24 protein-coding genes, 1 tRNA gene and 1 pseudogene are annotated in these 22,212 nt (G+C 36.0%); 15 read left to right on the plus strand and 11 right to left on the minus strand.

Annotated elements, in window-relative coordinates; translation table 11 throughout:
- Positions 1 to 29: 29 nt before the first annotated feature.
- Positions 30 to 103, plus strand: a tRNA-Ala gene (locus HNP36_RS04625).
- A gap of 119 nt (positions 104 to 222) precedes the next feature.
- Here HNP36_RS04625 and HNP36_RS04630 read toward each other — a convergent pair.
- The 3 genes and pseudogenes from HNP36_RS04630 to HNP36_RS04640 all read right to left on the minus strand — a co-directional run.
- On the minus strand, positions 223 to 2,061 hold the full coding sequence (locus tag HNP36_RS04630) for an acyltransferase family protein (protein WP_184159941.1): 1,839 nt from the start codon (positions 2,059 to 2,061) through the stop codon (positions 223 to 225).
- A gap of 102 nt (positions 2,062 to 2,163) precedes the next feature.
- Entirely contained in the window at positions 2,164 to 2,808 is a 645-nt protein-coding gene (locus HNP36_RS04635) for a hypothetical protein (protein ID WP_184159939.1), read from the minus strand.
- A 239-nt stretch (positions 2,809 to 3,047) separates the two neighbouring features.
- Positions 3,048 to 3,302 (minus strand): annotated as a pseudogene (locus HNP36_RS04640) (peptidase domain-containing ABC transporter); the annotation flags it as partial.
- A 528-nt stretch (positions 3,303 to 3,830) separates the two neighbouring features.
- On the opposite strand from HNP36_RS04640, the gene HNP36_RS04645 reads away from it, so the two are divergent.
- Positions 3,831 to 4,199 carry a hypothetical protein gene (locus tag HNP36_RS04645; protein ID WP_184159937.1) on the plus strand — a complete coding sequence of 123 codons (369 nt, stop codon included), beginning with the start codon at positions 3,831 to 3,833 and terminating at the stop codon, positions 4,197 to 4,199.
- Positions 4,200 to 4,238: 39 nt separating this feature from the next.
- On the opposite strand, the gene HNP36_RS04650 is transcribed toward HNP36_RS04645, so the two are convergent.
- On the minus strand, positions 4,239 to 4,886 hold the full coding sequence (locus HNP36_RS04650; RefSeq protein WP_184159935.1) for a hypothetical protein: 648 nt from the start codon (positions 4,884 to 4,886) through the stop codon (positions 4,239 to 4,241).
- 153 nt (positions 4,887 to 5,039) lie between these two features.
- On the opposite strand from HNP36_RS04650, the gene HNP36_RS04655 reads away from it, so the two are divergent.
- From HNP36_RS04655 to hisIE, 13 genes are all read left to right on the plus strand, one after another.
- Positions 5,040 to 5,600: a C40 family peptidase gene (locus tag HNP36_RS04655; protein WP_184159933.1), complete on the plus strand. Its 561-nt coding sequence runs from the start codon at positions 5,040 to 5,042 to the stop codon at positions 5,598 to 5,600.
- Between the two features lie 14 nt (positions 5,601 to 5,614).
- Positions 5,615 to 5,941 carry a LytR/AlgR family response regulator transcription factor gene (locus HNP36_RS04660; protein WP_184159931.1) on the plus strand — a complete coding sequence of 109 codons (327 nt, stop codon included), beginning with the start codon at positions 5,615 to 5,617 and terminating at the stop codon, positions 5,939 to 5,941.
- A 104-nt stretch (positions 5,942 to 6,045) separates the two neighbouring features.
- Positions 6,046 to 6,417, plus strand: coding sequence for a DUF2255 family protein (locus HNP36_RS04665; protein ID WP_184159929.1), 372 nt, complete (start codon positions 6,046 to 6,048; stop codon positions 6,415 to 6,417).
- A gap of 137 nt (positions 6,418 to 6,554) precedes the next feature.
- Positions 6,555 to 7,367: a 2,3,4,5-tetrahydropyridine-2,6-dicarboxylate N-succinyltransferase gene (locus HNP36_RS04670; protein ID WP_184159927.1), complete on the plus strand. Its 813-nt coding sequence runs from the start codon at positions 6,555 to 6,557 to the stop codon at positions 7,365 to 7,367.
- 124 nt (positions 7,368 to 7,491) lie between these two features.
- Entirely contained in the window at positions 7,492 to 8,589 is a 1,098-nt protein-coding gene (locus HNP36_RS04675; RefSeq protein ID WP_184159925.1) for a glycosyltransferase family 4 protein, read from the plus strand.
- Positions 8,590 to 8,841: 252 nt separating this feature from the next.
- On the plus strand, positions 8,842 to 9,699 hold the full coding sequence (hisG, locus tag HNP36_RS04680; RefSeq protein WP_184159923.1) for an ATP phosphoribosyltransferase: 858 nt from the start codon (positions 8,842 to 8,844) through the stop codon (positions 9,697 to 9,699).
- Positions 9,700 to 9,701: 2 nt separating this feature from the next.
- On the plus strand, positions 9,702 to 10,976 hold the full coding sequence (hisD, locus tag HNP36_RS04685) for a histidinol dehydrogenase (RefSeq protein WP_184159921.1): 1,275 nt from the start codon (positions 9,702 to 9,704) through the stop codon (positions 10,974 to 10,976).
- Between the two features lie 4 nt (positions 10,977 to 10,980).
- A complete protein-coding gene (gene hisC / locus HNP36_RS04690; RefSeq protein ID WP_184159919.1) occupies positions 10,981 to 12,012 on the plus strand; it encodes a histidinol-phosphate transaminase in 1,032 nt (343 codons plus the stop codon).
- Positions 12,009 to 13,103: a bifunctional histidinol-phosphatase/imidazoleglycerol-phosphate dehydratase HisB gene (hisB, locus tag HNP36_RS04695; RefSeq protein WP_184159918.1), complete on the plus strand. Its 1,095-nt coding sequence runs from the start codon at positions 12,009 to 12,011 to the stop codon at positions 13,101 to 13,103. Before hisC ends, hisB begins: the two co-directional genes overlap by 4 nt.
- A 1-nt stretch (position 13,104) precedes the next feature.
- Positions 13,105 to 13,683, plus strand: a complete 579-nt coding sequence (gene hisH / locus HNP36_RS04700) for an imidazole glycerol phosphate synthase subunit HisH (RefSeq protein WP_184159916.1) — start codon at positions 13,105 to 13,107, stop codon at positions 13,681 to 13,683.
- A gap of 3 nt (positions 13,684 to 13,686) precedes the next feature.
- A complete protein-coding gene (gene hisA / locus HNP36_RS04705; protein WP_184159914.1) occupies positions 13,687 to 14,409 on the plus strand; it encodes a 1-(5-phosphoribosyl)-5-[(5-phosphoribosylamino)methylideneamino]imidazole-4-carboxamide isomerase in 723 nt (240 codons plus the stop codon).
- On the plus strand, positions 14,402 to 15,154 hold the full coding sequence (hisF, locus tag HNP36_RS04710) for an imidazole glycerol phosphate synthase subunit HisF (protein ID WP_184159912.1): 753 nt from the start codon (positions 14,402 to 14,404) through the stop codon (positions 15,152 to 15,154). The genes hisA and hisF overlap by 8 nt, the downstream gene beginning before the upstream one ends.
- On the plus strand, positions 15,151 to 15,738 hold the full coding sequence (gene hisIE, locus HNP36_RS04715) for a bifunctional phosphoribosyl-AMP cyclohydrolase/phosphoribosyl-ATP diphosphatase HisIE (protein ID WP_184159909.1): 588 nt from the start codon (positions 15,151 to 15,153) through the stop codon (positions 15,736 to 15,738). Before hisF ends, hisIE begins: the two co-directional genes overlap by 4 nt.
- Positions 15,739 to 15,943: 205 nt before the next feature.
- Here hisIE and HNP36_RS04720 read toward each other — a convergent pair whose 3' ends face one another.
- The 7 genes from HNP36_RS04720 to infC form a co-directional block, all read right to left on the minus strand.
- Positions 15,944 to 17,131 (minus strand): M28 family peptidase, encoded by a 1,188-nt coding sequence (locus tag HNP36_RS04720; protein WP_184159907.1) that lies wholly within the window; start codon positions 17,129 to 17,131, stop codon positions 15,944 to 15,946.
- Between the two features lie 26 nt (positions 17,132 to 17,157).
- On the minus strand, positions 17,158 to 18,330 hold the full coding sequence (locus HNP36_RS04725) for a M28 family peptidase (RefSeq protein ID WP_184159905.1): 1,173 nt from the start codon (positions 18,328 to 18,330) through the stop codon (positions 17,158 to 17,160).
- Between the two features lie 26 nt (positions 18,331 to 18,356).
- On the minus strand, positions 18,357 to 19,532 hold the full coding sequence (locus HNP36_RS04730; protein WP_184159903.1) for a M28 family peptidase: 1,176 nt from the start codon (positions 19,530 to 19,532) through the stop codon (positions 18,357 to 18,359).
- Positions 19,533 to 19,765: 233 nt separating this feature from the next.
- Complete coding sequence (gene rplT / locus HNP36_RS04735) at positions 19,766 to 20,110, minus strand: 50S ribosomal protein L20 (RefSeq protein ID WP_040995267.1); 345 nt, start codon at positions 20,108 to 20,110, stop codon at positions 19,766 to 19,768.
- A gap of 118 nt (positions 20,111 to 20,228) precedes the next feature.
- Positions 20,229 to 20,426, minus strand: coding sequence for a 50S ribosomal protein L35 (gene rpmI / locus HNP36_RS04740; RefSeq protein ID WP_184159901.1), 198 nt, complete (start codon positions 20,424 to 20,426; stop codon positions 20,229 to 20,231).
- A 200-nt stretch (positions 20,427 to 20,626) separates the two neighbouring features.
- Positions 20,627 to 21,448, minus strand: coding sequence for an alpha/beta fold hydrolase (locus tag HNP36_RS04745; RefSeq protein WP_184159899.1), 822 nt, complete (start codon positions 21,446 to 21,448; stop codon positions 20,627 to 20,629).
- A gap of 198 nt (positions 21,449 to 21,646) precedes the next feature.
- On the minus strand, positions 21,647 to 22,147 hold the full coding sequence (infC, locus tag HNP36_RS04750) for a translation initiation factor IF-3 (protein ID WP_184159897.1): 501 nt from the start codon (positions 22,145 to 22,147) through the stop codon (positions 21,647 to 21,649).
- Between the last annotated feature and the right edge of the window lie 65 nt (positions 22,148 to 22,212).

Below are 22,212 nucleotides of genomic sequence, written 5' to 3' on the forward strand. Positions count from 1 at the left end.
TACTTACTTTTGTACCGCTTTAAGAAGTAGGGGAATTAGCTCATCTGGCTAGAGCGTTAGACTGGCAGTCTAAAGGTGACGGGTTCGATCCCCGTATTCTCCACAAAAAATAAAAGCTTGCAATCTTTGCAGGCTTTTATTTTTTTACAGGAAATCTAAATTCTGAAGCTTTACTAATTATATACCGGCTTAATGAACAGGTATCTTCAAAATTTTTGAAAGTTATTTTAATTTATTTGCGAGAAAAGATCTGTACTGTTCGGTACCATAATAGGATAAATGGCCTGTATCATAAATATAAGGCTCTCCATGATTCGAAACTTCTTTTATTTTTAAATGTAAAATGTTAATATACTTATCACCTAATTTACTAATAAGAAGATCATTTGTTTTGTCATCTTTTTCCTTTATCGATCTATTATTTTTGTGATCAATATTAAAATGATTTTTCAGATAATATGATGTCGGGAAATCCAGATAAAAAGTACTTGTTTGGCCAATATATAAAACTTTGGTATTATATTTTTTGAAATAATTTTCGGTAAACTCTACAGATTCTGATATTTCATCTTTTGTATAGTCGGCATAATTACTATTAATGACAACCATATCAATCTTACTGTAATTTTTTGGAAAAAAATCCTGAAAAAAGTAATTGAAAAAGTCTTTAGGACCTTGATATCTTGTTTTTGAATTTATCATTGGGTAAGTTGCATCTGCAGTAACTTGAATCAAATTATATTTATCCTGCGGAAAAATGTTATGAAAAGTCTGTGAGAACATCCCGGCATGACTATCGCCCAGTAAAACAATATTCTTTTTTTGAGGTAATACTTTAATTTTATTTAAATCGTAATTTTTCAGACTCAGATTGTAGCTAAAGTGCTTATTTTTTAGATCATACTGCTTATAAGCCTGGGGACTGTACTTATAATCAGTTGCTGCAAATGCCATATTAGCTTTGTAGTTATCAAATATATAATGAGGCTTTACTTTTGTAATTATTAGGGATGATGCAAATAAAATTACTGTTGAAACCAATACCAGCTTATATTTCTTATTATAATTTCTTTTTTCCACAAAATAATATGATACTATTGCAAAGACGAACGACAAAGCAATAAACAGTATTCTATATCTGAATCTTTCATTTACGTTAAAAAATATGCTTAAAACATAGAAAGGCCAGTGCCATAAGTAGAGGGAATAAGAAATATTTCCCAGAAAATTTATTACTTTATTATTGAAGATTTTTAAATCAATATTAAGCAGTAAAATGACCATTGTTGAAACAACAGGAATAATAGTTAATGTTGATGGCCAGGTAATGGAATGTTCATTTGTAGTTACAATAAAAACTCCAAGAATCACAATGCAGATACTCACTACTAAAAGTTTTGTATTGAACGTAATAGCTTTTACTTTATCCTCAAATAAGAATGCTACTCCCCCAATCATCATCTCCCAGGCGCGGGTATAAAATATGAAAAACGAATATGATTTATCATATGCACTATGAATTAACATGGATGCAAAAGAAATCCCGATTAAGGCACAGAAATATACTATAAAAACTTTTTTCCTGCTTTGATATGTATGTCTGAACAAAAGCAATATCAATGGATAAATCATGTAAAACTGCCATTCTACAGATAAAGACCATGTATGCAATAGAAAATTAAACTGTGACTGCTGATCAAAATAACCGTTATTGAGATAATAATAAATATTGGAAAAAAATAAACTACTCGAAAAATAAGATTTTAGGTAGGTTGAAAACATGGTGGGCAGTAAAAAATAAATAACCACCGCAAAAAAAGTGATCATGACCAACAAGGCCGGAAATATTCTTACAACTCTTTTTTTGTAGAAATCCAGTAAATTGAAATTATCATTTTTAAACCCGGAAAGTATAATTCTGGTCATTAAATATCCTGATATTACAAAGAATATATCAACCCCAACAAAGCCGCCTTTAAAAAAGAAAAATTTAAAGTGGTATAATAGAACTGCAATTACTGATATTGCTCTTAAAAATGATATATCATTTCTGAATTTCATATCTTAAAAAAGTTATTGTCAAATAAATATATAAATGCTCGTAATTGAAATCATGATCTTTTGAATCATGTAATAACGATTTTGTATTAAAGGTTGGAGTGTTTATTCTTCACTGTCTAAATATCTGCTATCGAAATATATTCTATACTCCAAACTATTTTTTTCTTTATAAGGTATTTGTGTTTTTTTGTTTTTCATTTCTACAAAATAATCATCACTTATAAACTCCACATATCCATAAATGTGCTTTTTATCTAATTTATTTTTTGGCAGTCTATTAATAATTAGCTTGCTTTTTTTGGTAGTGACTAATATTTTACTTTTTGCACTTTCTTCATTTCTACTATTAAAATAAGAAGGATACCCCCAATTTAGCTGCAGTTTTACTTCTGCTTTTTTGTTTGGTAGTACTTTCGCAATAAAACCATACATTTGATATCTTAATCCAAACCCACCTTTTATAATGAGTGTATCATTTTTGAAATAATGATGACACATGAAACTTTTTTTTAAGTATTCACTATTTTCCAGTTGATTAAAAGAAACAGTATCTTCAACCATGAGTTTAGCCCTAACAGTGGTTTGATAAATGGAATCTATAGAATAGTCTGTTGGACTGTCAGTCGTATTTATATTTTTCAGACTTGCCACTTTTATTTTAGGGTCTACAATTAAATTAATTGTCTTCTGAGAATAAATGTAATTAGCTGACAGTACAAAAAACAGAATTAGTAAGTTTAATCTCATGATCTGGGAACAATATTAAAAAGCTTAATGAATTGAAAAGCATTATCTAATATATTTAAGGTTATAAATTTTTTTTCGGCACGAAGATACAAAATTATATTTTTTTGTATGTGCTGACTTATTCACTGAGAATTATGCTTTTTACCAGACAAACTTAACAAACAGATAGTAAAGCTGCATAAATAAAGAGCCTCCAATTTTTGAAATTGCAGGCTCTTGTTTTTACTGTCAGAAAAATTCTAATTCCCCAGTTCCAGTTGATTTCTCACCAGGTTAAAATATTCATTTTTTGTATCTACCAGTTTGTAATGGTTGCCTATTTCTGCAATCTTTCCGTTTTTCAGAACGATAATCTGGTCGGCATTTTTTACGGTTGATAAACGATGGGCAATAACCACAACTGTTCTTCCTTCAAAAAAAGTCTGGAGATTGTTATAAATCCGCTTTTCATTTTCCGCGTCTAATGCTGAAGTAGCTTCATCAAGAAATAAGAATTCAATAGTCCACAGGAAGAGATTCTATAAATGAATCGATGCAGGCAATTCTGGCAGATCCAACCAGTTTCTGACTGCTGGTATGTTCAGAAATAAGGAATTCGATTCAATTGAATTTAGTTTTTTCTGGATTGCCAGTATTTTATTGATGGAAAATGTCTAAGCGTTATTTATTTTTATTTCCGGCATATTCATGATAAACTCATAAGTATGGTTACTGTTTTCCGATTGTTTCAGAAATAGGGTATAAGCAAAAATGAAATGATTTTACACCTTGTTTTTTAACAGATTAGAGAGCATTTGTTTGTTTCTATTTGGTAAATAATTGTATTTTAGCCAAAATAATAGGCTAATTCATAAAAATATAAACGGCTGATTAAAATTCAGATAATCTGAATGAAAAAAATTAGTAGATTTGCACGGAACAAGCCGGAAGAATAACAATATGAATTCACTTTTCTGTTTTTCAAATAGAAGATGAATAAATAATAATACAATTTGATTAGGTTATATAAACTATTAGAAACTATGAAGAAACTTTTTTTACTTCTTTTAACAGCTTTTTTATTTATCGGATGCAGTTCTGATGATGACACTATTCACGATTATATAGGAACGTGGTCAGGAAAATACACCGGAAGCGATAACGGAACCTGGAACCTTGTGGTAGCCAGCGATGGAAAAGTAACCGGAACTATGCATTCTACAGTAAATGACGAAAATTATAATATTTCCGGAAATTTAACTGAAACCGGTGATCTTACCGCTGTAGTTGGGCTTCCTGATGATGGAGAATTCAAAGGAACCCTTTCAAAAGATAAAAAAGGAAACGGAAACTGGTCAAACGCTGTTCCTACACCCACAAGATCCGGGACCTGGACAGGAGGAAAACAATAAAACAGAAAAGCCTGCAGATCATTCTGCAGGCTTTTTTATTTAAATAAATCCCATGTGGGTAATTTCATCTTTGCTCCTGAATACCAAAAAATAGAGGAGGAGCTTATCTTCCAGGAAATGTTTCTTAAAACGGATCTCTTTTTTATCCTTCATCAGGAACTTTTCTTCAGAATATTCTGCGGAGTATGTTTCCAGATCAGGATTTATAATGACTATTGTTATTTCATCTGCTGAAAGTTGGTCCGCTCCATTCAAGATTATATCTTCCTTTTCTTCAGAAATATAAATTTCAGCACTGAAATTTTTCTTTTCGCCAAACTTAAACTCCCTAAGAAAACTTATTCCTTCTTTGACGCTGAGTCCGTTTTGGACGGTTCTTTTTCCTCTCTCTGAAATGGTATCCAGATCCTTAACAGCCGTCATCAGCTTTGCAAATCTTTGATAGAGCAGGGGCTCATCAATTTCTTTAATATATTTTTCAATACAACTTCTTATCGTTTTTCCCGCTTTTGAGCAGTGCCCGAATTCAGAGCTGTTCTGCCGTACTTTCTCATAAGATGGACTTTTTTTGAAAGCCGTTTTATTGAACCCGCTTTTTTTACGTACCACATTTTTCCCGTTCAGGCTGTAAAAAACCAGATCGCCTACACTGCCTTTGATCTTTATTAAACTTTCGTACGTTGCCATATCACAAAATTGACTTCAAATATACTAATAAATATAAGAAATTAAATTTTTAACATATATTTATAATATAGTTCTAGTATAGTTATAACATAATTAAAATATAAAATGTATATTTGCTTCATGATTAGTTACTTCATTTAAAATCAGATGAATATGATACCGGGATTATTTGAAAAAAACTTAAGAATAAAGCAGCTTGCCGTTCTGGTGGTTGCCTCAGCCATGGCAGTTTCCTGCGGATCTTCAAAAAATGTGTCTTCCAGAAAAAATACAGCAGCAAAAACCGAAAATCTCAGAAAGCTTGATTCCAGATTTGACGGAACCATTTCCAGGTCTGTGAATGATATCCTGAAAGATGCCGAAAGATATATCGGAACCCCATATAAATTCGGAGGAAGTACATCTTCAGGCTTTGACTGCTCCGGATTTACCGTAAAAGTTTTTGAAGAAAATGATTTATCGCTTCCACGCAGATCAGCAGATCAGGCCGAAGCAGGTAAAAAAATAGATATTAAAGAAGTAAAGCCCGGAGATCTGCTTTTCTTTGCAACAGCCGGAGGAAGCAGGGTTTCACATGTAGGAATTGTTCATGATATCGGAGCTGACGGAGAGGTGAAATTCATTCATGCGTCCACTTCAAAAGGGGTAATGATTTCATCTTTAAACGAAAAATACTGGAATAAAGCCTATCTGCATGCCCAGAGGGTATTGTAATATTTAAAATATTCATGGAAAACCGGACCTTTGCATTTATTAAAACAGATAAAAAACTGGTAAAACTTTTCTTCAAAGACATTACCATTATAAAAGGCTTGGGAAATTATGTAGAGATCAATACTATATTTCAGAAAAAATACATCTACTACAAAACCCTTAAAGAACTTATTGAAAGCCTTCCCGATGAATTCATGAGAGTTCACAATTCTTATATTGTCAATTTGACGAATATCGAATACTTTGAAGACAACCAGCTTGTCTGCCAGGACCAGAAAATTGCTGTAGCAAAAAGTTACAAAGATTGCCTGATTACGGCACTCAACAAAATGATGCTCTGAAAATCCATATCAGAAAAGTGCCATTCTGAATAATATTTCCATCATACTGCATAATAAATTAGTTAACCTGTTGCATTCATTTTAGATTCGTAGAAAAATTAACAATGAATAAAGAAACAGCAATACACTACATCAACAGTCATAATCTCATTGAAATAAAAGCAGGAAATCAGAGAACAACTTTCCTCGAAATCTGGATGGTTACCGTTAACGACAGAATTTTTGCCAGATCATGGGGCCTTGCAGAAAAAAGCTGGTACAATACCTTTTTACAGGATCCGGAAGGTCAGATTAAATGCGGAGAGGATATATTCAATATCAAAGCCCGTGTTCCTGATGATCTTAATGAGATTACTTCTGACATTAATACAGCTTATTTAACAAAATATAATACTGATTCAAACCTAACCTATTCAAAAGGAATTATTCAGCAAAAACACATTGAGAAGACGATGGAGCTTATAATTTGCGAATGAAATCATCACATCTGAAAGTGAATAATCGTCATTACGCACTTATTGCCCAACTTGTATACTAAAACAATCTTTTGTACTTTTGAACCTGAAAACTGCGAGATGCTGCAGGATAATTTACATTAAAATCAAACAAGAACATGTCGTTACAACAAACTATTGAAAACATTTGGGATAATAGAGATTTATTACAGAATGAAGACAGCCAGAAAGCCATAAGAGAAGTTATTTCCTTATTGGATTCAGGAGAACTTCGTGTTGCCCAGCCTACGGAAAACGGATGGCAGGTGAACGAATGGGTAAAGAAAGCTGTAGTAATGTATTTCCCGATTCAGAAAATGGAAACCATTGAAGTAGGTCCGTTTGAATTTCATGACAAAATTCCTTTGAAGAGAAACTACGCTGAAAAAGGAGTAAGAGTTGTACCGCATGCCATCGCAAGAGAAGGATCTTTCGTAGCTTCAGGAGTAATCATGATGCCTTCTTATGTGAATATCGGGGCTTATGTAGATTCAGGGACAATGGTTGATACCTGGGCTACTGTAGGAAGCTGTGCACAGATCGGGAAAAACGTTCACCTGAGTGGTGGTGTGGGTATCGGTGGTGTATTGGAGCCGTTACAGGCAGCACCTGTAATCATTGAAGACGACTGTTTCATCGGTTCAAGATGTATCGTGGTAGAAGGTGTTCACGTAGAAAAAGAAGCCGTATTGGGGGCTAATGTTGTACTGACTGCTTCAACAAAAATTATTGATGTTACCGGTACTGAGCCTGTTGAGATCAAAGGAAGAGTTCCTGCCCGTTCAGTGGTAATTCCGGGAAGTTATACAAAACAGTATCCTGCCGGAGAATACCAGGTTCCATGTGCACTGATTATTGGCCAGAGAAAAGAATCTACAGATAAAAAAACATCTCTTAATGATGCTTTAAGAGAAAATAATGTAGCCGTATAAGCTATGTTTTCTCTAAATTTTAAAGCTTCATTTTAAAATTTACATAATAAACCCTGAATAACCATTTAGGGTTTATTTTATTTATACCTTTAAACAATTAAAAAAGCTTATTAAAAAATTGGATATGAAAATTGCCTTCGATGCAAAACGTTTTTTTCACAATACGTCCGGATTGGGCAATTATTCAAGAGATCTTGTCAGGATTCTTTCACAGTACTATCCTGAAAATGAATACCTGCTGCTGAATAAAAACAGTTCCGAAAGAGGCAGGCAAATTCAGGAGCAACCCAATGTAAAATTTGTACAAACCTCAAAAGGAAACCTTTCCAGACAGCTTAAAATGGGGAAAGATGCCCAAAAAGAAGGTGCAGATATATTTCATGGTCTTTCCGGCGAACTTCCGTTGAAATGGGGCAAAGAACCCATTAGGAAAATAGTGACGATTCACGATTTAATTTTCATGAGATATCCGCAGTATTATTCCTTCTTCGACAGGAAAATTCACCTGTGGAAATTTAAAAAAGCTGCCGTTTCTGCTGATAAGATCATTGCTATTTCAGAACAGACCAAAAAAGATATTATCACCTATTTAAAAGTCCCCGAAAGTAAAATTGAAGTTATTTATCAGGGATGTCATAAAGCTTTTAAGGAACAGCAATCCGATGAATGCATCCAGTCGGTGAAAGACAAATTCAACCTCCCTGAACGCTATATTTTAAATGTAGGAACCATTGAAGACCGTAAGAACCTTTTAAATATTGTTAAAGGCATCAGCGGAACTGAAATTCCTCTCGTTGTAGTGGGAAGAAAAACCAATTACTATAAAAAAGTAGAAGCTTTTATCAGGAAAAACAAGATGGAAAAACACGTACTTTTCCTTGAAGGAGTTTCTATGGACGAACTGGCTGTGATCTACAAACTGGCAGATATTTTTGTGTATCCAAGCTTTTTTGAAGGCTTTGGAATTCCTGTAATAGAAGCCCTTTTCTCAAAAACAGTAACCATTACAAGCAATGCCAGCTGTCTTCCGGAAGCAGGAGGAAAAGACTCTCTTTACATTGATCCGGCTAATTATTCCGATATCGGAGCCAAGATTAGATTTCTCTGGGAAAACGAATCCGAAAGAAAACGCCGTGCAGAAAAGAGTTTCGAATTTGTTCAGAAGTTTAATGATGAACCTATTGCTAAACAATTAATGGAGCTTTATAAAAAAAATCTGTGAAAAAACTTTGCAGTTTAAAAATAAATCCTACATTTGTACCACAATTCAAAACAATGAAACCGAATTTTTTAACACTACATCATTACTATCATCATCTCTGCTAAGACGGAATTGATTGATATAAACACGTGTTAAAATCAAAATAATTAAAAAACCGTCTGAGTAAATAGACGGTTTTTTTGTTTCCCTAATTCTCCTGGAAATATCCACAGATCAGTTTTCATTTACTCAGATTTATCTTAAAATAATACAATGAGTAAATTAAAAATTGCGATTCAGAAAAGCGGCAGGCTTTACGAAGACTCCTTACAGCTCCTCAAAGACTGTGGTATTTTCGTTAACAATGGGAAAGACCAGCTTAAAGTTTCCGTAGACAACTTCCCGATGGAGATCATGTATCTAAGAAACTCAGATATCCCGCAATACCTGGAAGACGGAGTGGTAGACATTGCTATTGTCGGTGAAAATCTTTTGGTAGAAAAACAAAAAAATATCCAGATTGTAGAAAAGCTTGGGTTTTCAAAATGCAAAGTTTCTCTTGCTGTTCCCAAAGAGGTGGATACTGATGATCTTTCCTACTTTCAGAACAGGAAAATTGCTACTTCTTATCCCAATACCCTTAAAAATTTCCTTGAGAAAAAGGGAATTACTTCTGATATTCACATCATTTCCGGCTCTGTGGAAATAGCTCCCAATATTGGTCTTGCAGACGGAATCTGCGATATTGTAAGCTCCGGAAGCACATTATTTAAAAACGGATTGAGAGAAACCGTTACCATTCTGAAATCAGAAGCGGTTTTAGCAAAAACATCTCAGCTTGATCCTCAGAAAGAAGCCATTTTAGACAAATTCCTATTCAGAATTAAATCCGTTTTAAAAGCAAAAAACTCAAAATACATTCTGATGAACGTTCCTGATGAAAAAATCAGTGACATTGCTTCAGTTCTTCCCGTTCTGAAAAGTCCTACCGTTATTCCGTTAGCTGAAAAAGGATGGAGCAGTATTCATTCCGTTATTGATGAAGAAAGATTCTGGGACGTTATTGACGAGCTGAAAGAAAACGGAGCACAGGATATACTCATTATTCCAATTGATAAAATGGTGATTTAATTATGAAAATATACAGATATCCAGAAAGAAAAATATGGCCGGATCTGGTAAAAAGGCCTGCTATTGAACGTAAAGAAATCTCAGGACTGATTGCAGAAATATTCGAAGCTGTTGAAAAAAAAGGTGATCAGGCACTTATAGAATTCAATAAAAAATTTGATAAAGCGGTAACTTCACAAATCACAGTTTCAGAGACAGAAATAAATAATTCTGAGAATGAGATTTCTGAAGATTTAAAAAAAGCTATTAAACAGGCAAAAGAAAATATTTCGAAATTTCATGCTTCCCAGATTGCAGAAACTGAGAAAATTGAAACCGTAAAAGGAGTAACCTGCTGGAGAGAAAACCGTGCAGTAGAAAAAGTAGGAATCTATATTCCGGGAGGAACCGCCCCATTATTTTCAACAGTGCTCATGCTTGCAGTACCGGCAAATCTGGCGGGATGTGAAGAAATTATCCTTTGCACACCACCAGACAGCAATGGAAATATTAACCCGGCAATCCTGTTCACAGCAAAACTTTGTGGTATTACTAAAATCTTCAGGACGGGAGGTGCACAAGCCGTAGCAGCAATGAGTCTGGGAACAGAAAGTATTCCTAAAGTCTATAAAATATTTGGACCCGGTAACCAATATGTTGTTGCAGCAAAAGAATATGCCCAACGTTACGGTGTAGCTATTGATATGCCGGCAGGACCCAGTGAAGTTCTCGTAATTGCAGACAGGCAGGCCGTTCCCGGTTTCTGTGCCGCAGATCTGCTTTCCCAGGCAGAACACGGAAGCGACAGTCAGGTAGTTTTTATAGCGACTGATTTTAAAATTTTTACTGAAACCATTGAAGCCGTTGAAAAACAGGTGAAAAAGCTGCCGAGAAATGAAATGGCCTGTAAAGCTTTAGATCACAGTGTTTTTGTCTTGGTCAATTCAGTAGAGGAAGCTTTGGAATTCAGCAATTTGTATGCTCCGGAACACCTTATTCTCGCGTTGGAAGATTTTGAACAGTATATTCCAATGATTCAGAATGCAGGCTCTGTTTTCTTAGGAAATTATTCCTGTGAAAGTGCCGGAGATTATGCCAGCGGAACCAATCACACGTTACCTACCAATGCTTATGCAAGGAACTATAGCGGTGTTTCCATCGACAGTTTTGTCAAGAAAATCACGTTTCAGTATCTTTCCAAAGAAGGTCTTAAAAAAATAGGAAAAACAATAGAAGTAATGGCAGAAGCAGAAGGTCTTATTGCCCACAAAAATGCAGTATCTATCAGATTAAAATAATATAATGAAAGAATTTAACCTCAATACTTTAGTAAGAAAAAACATACTAACATTACAGCCGTATATCAGTTTCAGGGATAATAATGAGTTCAGTGCCCCGGTTCTTCTGGATGCCAATGAATGTCCGTTCGGGGAATACAACAGATATCCGGATTCAACACAGAAAAATCTTAAAAATAAACTGGCAGAGCTTAAAAGAGTGTCACCCTCACAGATTGCATTAGGAAACGGAAGTGATGAACTGATAGATCTTATTATCAAAATCTTCTGTGAACCAAAAAAAGATGCCATTCTGATAATGAATCCTTCATTTGCCATGTATGCCTTCTATGCGGCAGTGAACGAAAATGAAGTTGTAAAATTAAACCTGGATGAAAACTTTGACATTGTAAAAGATGACTTTTTAAAGATAACCCAGGAACGCGACATCAAAATTTTCTTCCTGTGTTCTCCCAATAACCCAACAGGAAACAGTGTACAGGATATCGAATTTTTTGTTCAAAATTTTGATGGTATTGTTGTCATAGATGAAGCATATATTGAATTTTCAGGTAACAAATCTGGTATAGAATTATTGAACAAATATCCGAATCTGATTGTACTGCAAACATTCTCTAAAGCCTGGGGAACGGCCGGAGCAAGGGTAGGAGCTGCTTATGCTTCCGAAGAAATCATCCGCTTTATTAATACGGTGAAAGCTCCGTATAATGTTAATTCTATAAGCCAAAAACTTATTTTAAAGCTATTGGATGATAAAGATAAACTTAAAGAAAATGTCGGCAGTATTTTACAGGAAAGAGCGTGGCTTGAAGCAGAATTCAAAAATATTGAATGCATCGTAAAAATATTTCCGACGGATGCCAATTTCTTCCTGATTAAAATGAAAAATGTTGACGAAGCGTACAACAGAATGCTTGAAGCAGAAATTCTTACCAGTAAAAGAGCGCCTGCCATTCCGGATTGTATAAGGATCAACGTAGGAAGCCGTGAAGAAAATGAAAAATTAATCAATGTTCTAAAAGGAATAGCATTATGAAGAAAGTATTGTTTATAGACCGCGACGGAACCCTTATCATAGAACCGCCGGAAGATTTTCAGGTAGATTCTCTGGAAAAGCTGGAATTTTACCCGGGAGTTTTTCAGAACCTTTCCAGGATTGCTAAAGAAATGGACTACGAGCTGGTTATGATCACCAACCAGGATGGGTTGGGAACTGACAGCTTTCCGTTTGAGGATTTTATAAAACCACAGGAAAAAATGCTGAAGGCCTTTGAAAATGAAGGAATAATTTTCAGTGATATCCTTATTGACAAAAGTTTTGAACATGAAAACCTTCCCACCAGGAAACCGGGAACAGGAATGCTTTCAAAATACATGTACGGAAGTTATGATCTGGAAAATTCATATGTTATCGGAGATAGGAATACAGATATCCAACTTGCTGAAAATTTGAGATCTAAAGCTATTTTTATTAATGAAAGCTTTAATGAAAAGGCGGCTCTTACTACATCAAACTGGTCTGAGATTTACCGTTTTTTAAAGCAGGAATCAAGAAAAGCAAAAATCCACAGAAAGACCAATGAAACAGAAATAGATATTGAAATAGACCTGAACGGAAAAGGAGCTGCACAAATTTCTACCGGACTTCATTTTTTTGATCACATGCTGGATCAGATTGCAAGACATGGAAACCTGGATCTTAAAATCAAAGTGAATGGAGACCTTAATGTAGATGAGCACCACACGATTGAGGATACGGGAATTGCTTTAGGTGAAGCCTTTTTAAAAGCATTGGGAAATAAAAAAGGTATTGAAAGATATGGTTTTCTCCTTCCAATGGACGATTGCCTGGCCCAGGCTGCCATTGATTTCGGAGGCAGGCCGTGGATCGTTTGGGATGTAGATTTCAAAAGAGAAAAAATCGGTGATGTTCCTACAGAAATGTTTTTTCACTTCTTCAAATCGTTTACGGATTCTTCAAGATCTAACCTGAACATCAAAGCGGAGGGAAACAACGAGCACCACAAGATAGAAGCTGTCTTCAAGGCATTTGCAAAAGCTGTTAAAATGGCAGTGAATCAGTCGGACAACAACTTTAATCTACCATCAACCAAAGGAAGTCTGTAATATGATTGCATTGATAAAATATAACGGAGGAAATGTAAGCTCGGTACAGAATGCTTTGGCACGCCTCAATATTGATTCCATCATTACGGATGATCCGGACTTGATTATAAAAGCTGATAAAGTAATATTTCCGGGTGTGGGGGAAGCTTCCTCAACAATGAAAGTGCTTAAGGAAAAAGGTCTTGATATCCTTATTCCCAGCCTGAAACAGCCTGTTTTGGGAATTTGTCTCGGTATGCAGCTGATGTGCGGAAATAATGAAGAAGGAAATACAAAAGGAATGGAAATCTTTGATACAGACGTTAAACGCTTTCCACCCGGAGAACTTGTTCCCCATATGGGCTGGAACACCATTTCAGAGCTGAAATTCCCGCTTTTTTCAGGGATTGAGGAGAATAGTGATGTTTATTTTGTTCACAGCTATTATTGCGGATTAGCAGAGTCTACGGTATCTGTATGTGATTACATCCTGCCATTCAGTGCCTCATTGCAGAAAGATAATTTTTTTGCAGTACAGTTTCACCCTGAAAAATCAGGAGTGACGGGTAGCAGGATATTAAAAAACTTTATAAAATTGTAAATAATGAAAATTATTCCAGCCATTGATATCATTGACGGAAAATGTGTCCGCCTGTCAAAAGGAGATTATTCCACGAAAAAAATATACAGTGAAGATCCTTTAGAAATTGCCAAAGAATTTGAAAACTTCGGGATTCAGTTCCTGCACCTTGTTGACCTTGACGGGGCAAAATCTAAACATATTGTCAACCAGAAAGTACTGGAAAATATTGCGCGGGGAACTTCTCTTCATATTGATTTTGGAGGCGGATTAAAAACAGGAAATGACATAGAAACAGCCTTTAATTCAGGAGCAAAACAGATCACTTTGGGAAGCATTGCGGTACAGGACCCGGAATTCTGTATTGAAATGCTTCAAAAATATGGCCCAGATAAGATTATTCTGGGCGCTGATTGTGAAAACAGAAAGATCAAAACGTCCGGATGGCTGGAAGAAAGCTCCTTAGATATTATTGATTTTCTTCTTCAGTATCAGGAAAAAGGAATCAGCCAGACCATATGCACGGATATTTCCAAAGACGGAATGCTGGAAGGTCCTTCAACGGAACTGTATCAGGAAATATTAGGTAAAATTTCAGTGAAGCTTACGGCCAGCGGTGGAATTTCCTGTATTGAAGATGTATATAAGATGAAGGAGATCGGATGCTCAGGAACCATTATTGGAAAAGCCATTTATGAAGGAAAAATAAGTTTGCAACAACTTCAGAAATTTATTGAAAATGCTTAAAAAAAGAATCATTCCATGTCTGGATATTAAAGACGGAACAACGGTAAAAGGAATTAATTTTGAAGGCCTCCGGAATGCAGGAGATCCGGTAGAGCTTGCGGTAAAATATGAGAAAGAAGGTGCTGATGAATTGGTTTTCCTTGATATTACAGCAACATTGGAAAACAGGAAAACTTTTGCATCACTTGTAAAAGAAATAGCCAGACAATTAAGCATCCCATTTACGGTAGGCGGCGGAATTTCCTCTGTAGAAGATGTCAGGATACTTCTGGAAGCCGGAGCAGACAAAATCAGTATCAATTCTTCCGCAGTAAAAAATCCACAGCTGATCTATGATCTTTCCAAAGAATTCGGGAGCCAGTGCGTTGTTGTAGCTATTGATACCCGTTTTACAGACGGTTCAGATCTCGTATATGTGAGGGGTGGAAAGCAGGCTACCAGCCTAAATACCGTGGATTGGGCAACACAAGCAGCATCTTTGGGAGCCGGAGAGATTTTGTTGACCTCCATGGATGGTGATGGCACAAAAAACGGCTTTGATCTTCGCATTACCAGGCTGGTTTCAGAAGCTGTATGTATCCCTGTGATTGCTTCAGGAGGCGCAGGAAGTGCAGATGACTTTATTAAAGTATTTAATGAAACAAAAGCAACAGGAGCATTGGCAGCCAGTATTTTCCATTTTAATGAAGTACCAGTTCAGGAATTAAAAAAGCAATTGAAAACTCAAAAAATACCCGTTCGATGAAAATAGATTTTGATAAAAATAACGGACTTGTTCCCGTAATCATACAGGACAGCAGAACACAGCAGGTGCTCATGCTTGGTTATATGGATGAAGAAGCTTTAAAAAAAACAGAAAAAGAAGGAATTGTTACCTTTTTCAGCCGCTCTAAAAACAGGCTTTGGACAAAAGGAGAAGAATCCGGCAATTTTCTGACCGTAAAAAATATAAGCGTAGATTGTGATCAGGATACGATCTTAATACAGGCCGTACCTAAAAATACAGTCTGCCATACCGGGAGCTTCAGCTGTTTCGGTGAAAAGGAAAATAAAGGTTTTATTTATGAACTGGAAGCAAAAATTTCAGAAAGGATTGATAAGAAAACGGAAGGCTCTTATACGTATTCCCTTTATCAGAGAGGAATCAATAAAATGGCCCAGAAAGTGGGAGAGGAAGCCGTAGAACTGGTTATTGAGGCTAAAGACAGCAATGATGATCTTTTCAAAAATGAAGCCGCAGATCTGCTTTACCATTTTCTGATCCTGCTTAAGGCGAAAGGGTTTACCATGGAAGAAATTGAAAAAGTGCTTCTGAGCAGAGATAAATAGATTGGTTGATATAATTTTAAGAGCTTATTGTATTTAACTTAACTACCCCGTCTTTTTGCGGTGCAAAAATCCACCCCATCAGAGAAGGGGAATTTGGGTCGGGATAAGTTGTCATACTTTATAATAACTTAATCGTTCAAAAAATAAAAAGAGGCTGTTTCAAAAAAGAAAGCAGCCTCTTATAATTTTATAAAAATTTATCGGATTATTTCTCGATCAGAATTTTTCTCACTGCCTTCTGGCCATCAGATTGTATAATACCAATATAGGCCCCCGCAGTCAGTTTTGAAACATTAATTGCCGTTTCATTGACCGTTTTAAAAAGAGATTTTCCCGAAAGGTCCGTGATTTCAAAACTGAAATCTTTTTTGGTATTAGCGGGAAGCTCAATATTAATGGTATCTTTAGCCGGGTTAGGGTAAATAGATACAGCTTCAAGAGATTGGTTTGACGCTGCTTCCTTTGTTCCCAGCACGATGGAACTTGTAGAAGTAGCAACGGCAAAATGCTGCAGGGCTCCCACTGTTGCCTTTCCTATTTTGTAAATATAAACAGGGTCTGTATTCGCAAAAGTATCATCAGAAGAATGCGGATAGGTACTTCTTATCCTTTCAAAAAATCCTGTGATTACTTCACCTTTTCTTTCAAACGGGATGTAATCTGTGTCTTCTGCAGGGTCTACAGCGGTTTGAAGAGGAGAGTAGAGCGCTGTACAGTTTCTGAGCTGTTGTGTTACTGCCGCTGAAGCTGCATTATTGGTGGTTGGCCCGGACTGGTCCTGATCACAGTATACCGTATTATTGTTATTGCCCATAACACCGCCTACCTGGTCAAGATTGAATACCAGTTTAATGTCCAGAACCCTCGTCCCGTTCTGATAGGCTACATTATTCACATAATGGGTGCTTCCTCTCAATCCCTGCTCTTCACCGGAAAAATGGATGAACTTAATTGAATATTCTGTAGGGATATTCCTTAAAATTCTTGCCGCTTCCAAAATAATAGAAGTTCCGCTTCCGTTATCGTTAACTCCCGGACCATAAATACTGTCGAAATGTCCACAGATAATTACATATTTGTTAGGATAAACAGTTCCTGTTTTGGTAATAACCAGATTTTTAGAGCTGGTACTTCCGAAGGTAAAAGGATCTTCCACGATCTGGCTGGCAGAATATCCATAGGAAATGTACTTGTTTTTGATCCATGCTAATGCGTCTGCATTTTTAACAGTACCTGTTGTCTTGATGCCAAGATTTGAAAACTGCTGTAAGTTAGTTGTAATATTGGTCTGGGAAACCTGGTTGGCCCTGTCCTGATAAGCCTGGATGAAAGTCTGGGCCTTACTGCTGAATACTGCTGAACAGATAGACAGCATTGTAATTGTCTTTTTCATTTTATTATTTTAAATGTGTGGTGTGTCTATTTTTCAATAATGATTTTTCTTGTAATGCTTGTGCTTTCTGTTTTTACAGTACATAAATAAATTCCATTCTCCAGCTGTGAAACATTAATCTGAGACCTGTTTTTATTCTTCAGTACGGTAAATCCTTTTAAATCTGTGATTTCAACGGTAAAATCCTTTATTGCCGGATCAGGTAGTTCAACATTTAAAATATTTTTGGCCGGATTAGGATAAATTTTTACAGATTCTAATGTCTTCTGAGGTGTTGCTTTAGCTGTAACAGTTGTAGATGCCGTAGCAAAATGCTGCATTGCCCCTGTAGCTGCTTTGGCTACTTTAAATACATAAACAGGATCTATATTGGTAAAAGTATCGTTTACAGTATGTTCGGTATAGCTTCTGGTATATTCGTAAAAACCTGTGATTACATATCCTTTTTGTTCAAAAGGCATATAATCGGAAGAATAGGCATTGGAAATGCTGGTCTGAAGAGGTGAATACAGGGTAGTACATGTTGCCAGCTGCTGGGTAATTGTATTGGAAGACGCATTGTTTCCAGACTGTCCGGAAGTATCTCTTTCACAGATGATCTTACTGTTGGTATTGCCTAACTTACCACCTACCTGATCGAGATTAAAGACCAATTTGATATCCAGCTTTTTTACTCCGCTTTGATAGGCAACATTGTTTGCATAGTGAGAACTTCCGTATAATCCCTGTTCTTCACCGGAAAAATGAATAAATTTAATTGAATATTCAGTAGGAATATCCTTTAAAATTCTGGCAACTTCCAGAATGACCGAAGTTCCGCTGCCGTTATCATTGGTACCGGGCCCTGTAATAGTATCATAATGCCCGCAGATAATAACATATTTATTAGGATAAAGAGTTCCTGTTTTCGTGATGACCAGATTCTTTGAACTTGTACTTCCGAAAGTGAAAGGATCTTCCACAATCTGGCTGACGGAATATCCGTAAGAAGTATACTTGTTTTTGAGCCAGGCTAAAGTGTTGGCATTATTCACAGATCCGGTGGTTTTAATACCTAAATTGGAAAACTCCTGAAGATTAGCAGTAATGTTGGTCTGGGAAATCAGATCGGCCCTGTTTTTATAAGCCTGAACGAGACTTTGGGCACTGACGCTTCCAACCGCTAATGCAGTGCAAACAAATGTGGTAAGTTTTTTCATATTAAATATTTTGGTTTGGTGTGTGTCTATTTTTCAATAAGAATCTTCCTGGTGATGCTGTTTTGATCAGATTTTACAGTTACCATATACATTCCGTTTGAAAGGCCGGAAGTATTCATTTTCTTCTCATTTTCTGCATTTAAAATCAAACGTCCATTCATATCACTGATTTCTACCTCAAAGTTTTTATGGTCTTTTGGCAATTCAATATGAAGAACATCCTGTGCCGGGTTAGGGTAGATCCTGATTGCTTCCAGTGAATTTTCAGCCTGAACATCATCCGTTGCCAAAGTAACGGTTGAAGCTACTGCAAAGTGCTGCAAAGCCCCTAAAGCTGCTTTTCCTACGTTAAAAACATACACAGGGTCCACATTGGCAAAAGTATCATTTACGGTATGCTCATTATAGCTTCTCGTTGTTTCGTAAAATCCTGTAATGATGTCACCCTTATTTTCAAAAGGCATATAATCCGAATTGAAGGCATTCGACATGGTGGTCTGAAGTGGAGAATATAATGTGGTACACGTTGCCAATTGCTGAGTCATTGCCAGTGAAGCTGCATTATTTCCGGTTTGACCGCTCTGATCGCTCTCACATTTGATATTATTGTTCAAGTTTCCTAATTTTCCTCCTACCTGATCGATATTGAAGACCACTTTCAGGTTAAGCTGGCGGACATTATTCTGAAAAACAACATTGTTTACATAGTGTGAACTTCCCAGAAGACCCTGCTCTTCACCGGAGAAATGGATAAATTTGATGGAATATTCTGTAGGAACATTTTTTAAAATTCTTGCCGCTTCCAGCAAAATAGAAGCTCCGCTGCCATTATCACTTACTCCGGGACCAACTATCGTATCATAATGTCCGCAGATAATCACATAGGTATCAGGATATACCGTACCTGTTTTGGTTATAATTAAATTCTTTGTAGAATTACCGTTATAGGTAAACGTATCTTCTGTAATCTGGCTTGCATCATATCCGTAAGACTGATATTTCGCCTTAAGCCAGTTCAGTGCATTTGTATTTTCTATAGAACCTGTAGTTTTTACGCCAAGATTTCCGAAGTCCTGAAGGTTTGTAGTAATATTGGTTTGAGAAACCTTGTTAACCCTTGTTTGATAAGCCTGTATAAAATTCTGACCCTGAAGGCTGTAAGCTGATAAGGAAAGGAGTAAAATAGTCGTTATTTTTTTCACTTTTAACTAAAGTTTTATAGATTTAATAATTCAACAAATGTAAATAATAAAAATCAATTTTATTTTATGCTAAAAGAAAAACTTTCAAATGCTATTTTATTTTTTGATTAATCATAAAAGTGATACGCATTACTATTTTCTACCTAATTTAATGAAAGAATAAACGTAACAGATAATAAAAAAAATCCCGGACTAAAAAGCCCGGGATTATATTGATAACAAAAAATTCTACATTATTTTACTTGATCTACAACTGCTTTGAAAGCTTCAGGGTGATTCATTGCTAAATCTGCTAAAACTTTTCTGTTAAGCTCTACGTTGTTCTTTTTAAGAGCTCCCATAAACTGAGAGTAAGACATTCCGTGCTCTCTTGCACCAGCGTTGATACGCGTGATCCAAAGTGATCTGAAGTTTCTTTTCTTCTCTTTTCTTCCACGGTAAGCATATTGCATTGCTTTTTCTACCGCGTTTTTAGCTACAGTCCAAACGTTCTTTCTTCTACCGAAAAAACCTTTAGCTTGCTTCATAATTTTTTTTCTGCGAGCTCTTGAAGCTACTGCATTTACTGATCTTGGCATAATTTAAATTGTTTTTTTGAAAAGGGCGGCAGCTTAACTGCTCTTAGTGGCACCGTTTCAGGGTTAAATTGTTGAATTTGTTTTGAATTCTTATAAACCGGATATAGATTTATAAAAACTACTTAATGGCTAATTGACGTAGAACGCTTTTCTCATCCACAGCAGCAACGTAAGAAGTCTGCGTAAGATTTCTCTTCTGCTTAGTTTCTTTCTTAGTTAAGATGTGGCTTTTGAAAGCATTCTTTCTTTTAATCTTACCCGTTCCGGTAAGTTGAAAACGCTTTTTAGCACCTGATTTCGTTTTTAATTTTGGCATTGTTTTGCTTTTTATGTTTTGTTATCAATATCTTGTTCCTTGATTCCTGCAATACAGAGGAATTACAGTTTGCAAAGATACAAAAAAATTCAATCCAAACTTTCATTATCCGTGATTTTATCAGACTTATATAAAAAAGCCGACCCTGTTAGGAGACGGCTATGAGTTAAAAGTCGGTTTTGTAATAATAATGAAATTTATTATGATTGAAAAAATGATAATAAATCTTTATTGATTGTTTCGGCTTCTGTGGTAGGCATTCCGTGCGGGAAACCGGGATAGGAAATTAATTTTCCGTTTTTAAGTAGAGTAGCGGCAACCTTACCGGTCGTTTCAAAAGGAACAATCTGGTCATCTTCACCATGGAGAACCAAAACCGGAATTTCCGTGTTTTTAAGATCTTCTGTGAAATCGGTTTCAGAGAAAGCTTTGATACAGTCATAATGAGCTTTGATTGAACCATTCATCCCTTGTCTCCACCAGTTTCTTTGAATTCCTTCTGAAATATTTGCTCCTTCTCTGTTATAGCCGTAAAAAGGAAATGTAATGTCTATATAGAACTGTTGCCTGTGATGGGTGGTATTATTACGGATATCATCGAAAACAGACATGGGTACACCATCCGGGTTATTTTCGGTTTTAACCATAATGGGAGTCACTGCACTTATTAAAACGGCCTTTGCAACCCTTCCTTTTCCATACTGTGCAACATATCGGATCACTTCACCGCCGCCTGTGGAGTGTCCCACATGGATAGCATCTTTAAGATCCAGTGCGGTTACAATTTCGTCAACATCTGATGCGTAAGTATCCATATTGTGTCCTTCCGGAGTCTGCTCAGATCTTCCGTGGCCTCTTCTGTCATGGGCAATCACTCTGTACCCCTGCTCTAAAAAGAACAACATTTGTGCATCCCAGTCATCACTGGATAACGGCCATCCGTGATGAAAAAATACAGGCTGCCCTTTTCCCCAGTCTTTGTAGTAAATTTCGGTTCCGTCTTTTAATGTAAGTGTGCTCATTGCTTTTCTGTTTTTAAATTATTAATAATATAATGAATAATAGTGTTTGCTGATTACAATACAAATGTATACTTATATCTTTTACCGGATATTGATATAGGGTAATATTTAATAATAACTTAATAAATTTTAAAAACAAAAAAACCTCAAAATACTTTGAGGTTTATATGATAGGAAACAGACTTACGCCTGTTAAAACTATTTAGCTGGTTTTTTAGGACTCATCATCATGATCATTCTTTTTCCTTCAAGCTTTGGAAGCTGGTCTACTTTTCCAACGTGCTCAAGTTCCTGGGCAAGTTTCAGAAGTAAGATTTCTCCCTGGTCTTTAAAGATAATTGAACGTCCTTTAAAAAATACGTAGGTTTTTAATTTTGAACCTTCTTCAAGAAACTTTTCAGCATGCTTCTTCTTAAATTCATAATCGTGATCATCAGTTTGAGGCCCGAAACGGATCTCTTTTACAACCACTTTCACCTGCTTTGCTTTAAGTTCCTTCTGTTTTTTCTTTTGCTCGTATAAAAACTTTTTATAGTCTAATATTCTTGCAATAAAAGGTTCTGCCTTATCGGAGATTACTACCAGATCAAGATCCTGCTCTGTAGCAAGCTGTCTTGCCTTATCAATTGGATAAACTCCCGGCTCTACGTTGTCGCCCACTAAACGAAGCTCTCTCACACGAATTTTATCGTTGATCAAGTGCGCGTCCTCCTGTACCGGACGTCTCTGTGGGCCCCTGTTGTTAAATCTTTGTGCTATTGTAT

The sequence above is a fragment of the Chryseobacterium shigense genome (assembly GCF_014207845.1).
In the GTDB taxonomy this organism is placed as follows: domain Bacteria; phylum Bacteroidota; class Bacteroidia; order Flavobacteriales; family Weeksellaceae; genus Chryseobacterium; species Chryseobacterium shigense_A.

Bases quoted from the DNA above. Each gene is read 5' to 3' on its own strand.
- hisH (WP_184159916.1), top strand. From the start codon at position 13,105: ATGATTGCATTGATAAAATATAACGGAGGAAATGTAAGCTCGGTACAG.
- HNP36_RS04670 (WP_184159927.1), top strand. From the start codon at position 6,555: ATGTCGTTACAACAAACTATTGAAAACATTTGGGATAATAGAGATTTA.
- HNP36_RS04650 (WP_184159935.1), bottom strand. From the start codon at position 4,886: ATGGCAACGTACGAAAGTTTAATAAAGATCAAAGGCAGTGTAGGCGAT.
- hisG (WP_184159923.1), top strand. From the start codon at position 8,842: ATGAGTAAATTAAAAATTGCGATTCAGAAAAGCGGCAGGCTTTACGAA.
- HNP36_RS04745 (WP_184159899.1), bottom strand. From the start codon at position 21,448: ATGAGCACACTTACATTAAAAGACGGAACCGAAATTTACTACAAAGAC.
- HNP36_RS04660 (WP_184159931.1), top strand. From the start codon at position 5,615: ATGGAAAACCGGACCTTTGCATTTATTAAAACAGATAAAAAACTGGTA.
- HNP36_RS04725 (WP_184159905.1), bottom strand. From the start codon at position 18,330: ATGAAAAAACTTACCACATTTGTTTGCACTGCATTAGCGGTTGGAAGC.
- hisIE (WP_184159909.1), top strand. From the start codon at position 15,151: ATGAAAATAGATTTTGATAAAAATAACGGACTTGTTCCCGTAATCATA.
- hisC (WP_184159919.1), top strand. From the start codon at position 10,981: ATGAAAGAATTTAACCTCAATACTTTAGTAAGAAAAAACATACTAACA.
- hisA (WP_184159914.1), top strand. From the start codon at position 13,687: ATGAAAATTATTCCAGCCATTGATATCATTGACGGAAAATGTGTCCGC.
- HNP36_RS04655 (WP_184159933.1), top strand. From the start codon at position 5,040: ATGATACCGGGATTATTTGAAAAAAACTTAAGAATAAAGCAGCTTGCC.
- HNP36_RS04630 (WP_184159941.1), bottom strand. From the start codon at position 2,061: ATGAAATTCAGAAATGATATATCATTTTTAAGAGCAATATCAGTAATT.
- hisD (WP_184159921.1), top strand. From the start codon at position 9,702: ATGAAAATATACAGATATCCAGAAAGAAAAATATGGCCGGATCTGGTA.
- HNP36_RS04645 (WP_184159937.1), top strand. From the start codon at position 3,831: ATGAAGAAACTTTTTTTACTTCTTTTAACAGCTTTTTTATTTATCGGA.
- HNP36_RS04665 (WP_184159929.1), top strand. From the start codon at position 6,046: ATGAATAAAGAAACAGCAATACACTACATCAACAGTCATAATCTCATT.
- HNP36_RS04635 (WP_184159939.1), bottom strand. From the start codon at position 2,808: ATGAGATTAAACTTACTAATTCTGTTTTTTGTACTGTCAGCTAATTAC.
- hisF (WP_184159912.1), top strand. From the start codon at position 14,402: ATGCTTAAAAAAAGAATCATTCCATGTCTGGATATTAAAGACGGAACA.
- hisB (WP_184159918.1), top strand. From the start codon at position 12,009: ATGAAGAAAGTATTGTTTATAGACCGCGACGGAACCCTTATCATAGAA.
- HNP36_RS04720 (WP_184159907.1), bottom strand. From the start codon at position 17,131: ATGAAAAAGACAATTACAATGCTGTCTATCTGTTCAGCAGTATTCAGC.
- rpmI (WP_184159901.1), bottom strand. From the start codon at position 20,426: ATGCCAAAATTAAAAACGAAATCAGGTGCTAAAAAGCGTTTTCAACTT.
- rplT (WP_040995267.1), bottom strand. From the start codon at position 20,110: ATGCCAAGATCAGTAAATGCAGTAGCTTCAAGAGCTCGCAGAAAAAAA.
- HNP36_RS04675 (WP_184159925.1), top strand. From the start codon at position 7,492: ATGAAAATTGCCTTCGATGCAAAACGTTTTTTTCACAATACGTCCGGA.